At 63.9% G+C, this 2,631-nt stretch carries 1 protein-coding gene and 3 pseudogenes; 1 reads left to right on the top strand and 3 read right to left on the bottom strand.

The genetic code is table 11. The annotated features are described in order from the left end of the window. The 3 pseudogenes from AAHF99_RS27030 to AAHF99_RS27020 all read right to left on the bottom strand — a co-directional run. Nucleotides 1-83, bottom strand: a pseudogene (locus tag AAHF99_RS27030) (IS5/IS1182 family transposase); the annotation flags it as partial. Nucleotides 84-141: 58 nt separating this feature from the next. After that, nucleotides 142-687: pseudogene (locus AAHF99_RS27025) on the bottom strand (transposase); the annotation flags it as partial. 148 nt (nucleotides 688-835) lie between these two features. Further along, a pseudogene (locus tag AAHF99_RS27020) lies at nucleotides 836-1,589 on the bottom strand (IS5 family transposase). Nucleotides 1,590-1,737: 148 nt separating this feature from the next. On the opposite strand from AAHF99_RS27020, the gene AAHF99_RS27015 reads away from it, so the two are divergent. Then, a protein-coding gene (locus AAHF99_RS27015) for an IS5 family transposase (RefSeq protein WP_412759966.1) occupies nucleotides 1,738-2,492 on the top strand; the annotation gives its coding sequence in 2 pieces (ribosomal slippage) (nucleotides 1,738-2,109 and nucleotides 2,112-2,492; 753 coding nt in all). The last annotated feature ends 139 nt before the right edge of the window (nucleotides 2,493-2,631 follow it).

The following is a 2,631-nucleotide window of genomic DNA, read 5'->3' as shown; positions in this document are numbered from 1 at the left end:
CCGCCCTTCGGCTTGGCCCGTTCAGGCGGCAGCAGCGGTGCGATCTCGGCCCACAGGCCATCGGGAAGGAGCGGTCTCGCCATCTTCACTCAACGCGCCAAACCCGGTTTTGTTAGAGCCTCTAAGAGCCCTTAACAAAAGTTACGTTGACGAGATGGCTCGAGCGGCATCCGAGCAGGTGGAATCATATGCGTTGTAGCCTGCGGCGGCGATATAGCGGCGGCATTTGGCTGAAGTTGAGTGTCTGAGGGCGCGTTGGATGGCGTTCCAAAGGTCACCGAGCGTGCGATTGGCCATAGCACAAAGAATGGCCTGGAGCTCGAAGAAGACAAGGGTGATTGAGTTGAATTCGGGGAAATAGGCCGGCAGGTAGAGTAGCCGCGCTCCCGCCGCCTCGACGCGCTCGTGGACACCGCTGACCTTGTGGGCCGGGAAGTTGTCGGTCACGAACGGGTCACTTGGCTTTAAGGTTGGGATCATGGTTTCATCGACATAGCCGCGGAGGCGAGCGCCCGTCATCGGTCCGTCGAATAGTAAGGCGGCCGTCGGGCCGCTGATGCGCAAGCCGGTGGTAGCGGTGATAGTCTTCCATTGCTCGAACGGCACCGCGACCCGGCAGCTTTCTCCGCGCGGCGCTCGCCCATAACGGCGGACCATCTTTGTGTTTGTGGAAGTCTCGCCGAGGAACATCCCGGCGCGAGGCTCCCGCTTCGATCGCGGCCACGACGCGCTCGCGCAGATCTACGGAAAGGGCAGACGCCATCGGCTCTCGCATCCTCGGAAAGCCGTGCGCCGAATCACATCACCGCCGCAGCTGAAACCCTACCCTCCGGACTCATAACCAGTAGCTGACGGTGGCGGCGAGGCAGACGGCGGCGAGATAACTGGTCGCCAGGCGGTCGTAGCGGGTCGCGATGCGGCGGAAGTCCTTGAGCCGACCGAACATGCGTTCGATGGCGTTGCGTCAGCGATAGAGCACGGGGGAGAAGCACGGCTTCCAGCGGCGGTTGATCTTGGGCGGGATGTTGGGCGCGGCCCCGGCCGCCTCGATCTGCCGCCGAATGGCTTCGCTGTCATAGCCCTTGTCCGCCAGCACGATGCGGCAGGCGGGTAGGCGTTCGAGCAGCAGCGCGCCGGCCTTGCAGCCGGCAGCCTGCCCACCGGTCAGCAGGAACGCGAGCGGGCGGCACAAGCGGTCGGTGAGGGCGTGGATCTTGGTCGTGCGCCCGCCCCGCGAGCGGCCGATGGCCTGGCCCTGCTCGCCCCTTGCCTCCTGCGGCGCAGCGGTGGGCCTTCACGGCGGTGGAATCGATCAGCACCTGAGAGGGCGGCCCGCCGGCCTTGGCGAGGGTCTCGAACAGCTCGACCCAGACCCCCTAGGCCACCCAGCGCACGAAGCGATTGTAGAGGGTCTTCTTCGGCCCGTAGAGATCGCGCGGCACATCCGTCCAACGACCTCCAGATTTGAGCACGTGGACGATGCCGCTGATCACCCGCCGGTCGTCCACGCGCTCCCTGCCCCGCGTATCGTTTGGCAGAAGCGGTGCAATCCTCGCGAACTGCTCGTCCGTCAGCCAGAAATGGTCCATTGGCCCCTCCCGCAGGAGCCGTGAATCACATCCGAGCCGTCCGCACCACCTTTATGGGTCCGGACGCTAAGTAGGGAACTCATACAACCAATTGTCTTAGCTCGCGTTTTCTTCCTGAGATTGGGGTTTCTAGCGCAGGAGGATCGCGATGGCACGGTTGTTCTGGCTCTCCGATGAAGCCTGGGGGCGGATCGAGCCGCACCTCCCTCACGGCCAACCGGGCAAGGCTTGGGTCGACGACAGGCGAGTGATCAGCGGCATCCTGCATGTGCTGAAGGTCGGCTGCCGCTGGCAGGACACCCCCTCCGCTTACGGTCCGCACACGACGATCTACAACCGCTATAACAGGTGGTCTCAGCGCGGGATCTGGCAGCGGCTGTTCGCCAAGATCGCGGCCACAGGACCCGTGCCAGATGAGTTGATGCTCGACGCGTCCCACGTGAACGCCCACCGCTCGGCTGCTGGCGGAAAAGGGGGGCCTAGAGCCAGGCGATCGGCCGCTCGCGGGGCGGGTTCACGAGTAAAATCCATTGCTTGGCCGATGATCGTGGCCGACCGGTTGCGTTCGCCCTGACGCCCAGCAACGTGGCCGACATCACCATGGCGCTGCCTCTGCTGTGCGCTGTGGTGCTGCCCAAACGACTGATCGCCGACAAGGCCTACGACGCGCAGAGCTTGAGGAATTGGCTGAAAAGCCATCGGGTAATCGCCACTATCCCGTCTACGGCCACGCGGACGGTACCCTATAAGCACAGCCGGATCGCCTACCGGCGGCGCAATTGGATCGAGCGGCTGTTTGGTCACCTCAAAAACAGGCGGCGCGTCGCGACCCGCTACGATCGGTTAGCCTGTAACTATCTCGCAGCTGTCGCGCTCGTTTCATGTGTCATCGCATGGAACTGAATGAGTCCCCTACCTAGTGCAGTGATGCGGACGGAGGATTCACTCAGTCGGTGAGACGTGTGGGTCTGGGCCATGGCCCAGACGGTATGCGTGCTCCTCGATGCGAGCGACGCGGAGCGGCTGGCTGCGATCGCCAGCG

This window comes from Methylobacterium litchii, from assembly GCF_038442315.1.
In the GTDB taxonomy this organism is placed as follows: domain Bacteria; phylum Pseudomonadota; class Alphaproteobacteria; order Rhizobiales; family Beijerinckiaceae; genus Methylobacterium; species Methylobacterium litchii.
This window is presented reverse-complemented; position numbering and strand designations above follow the sequence as displayed.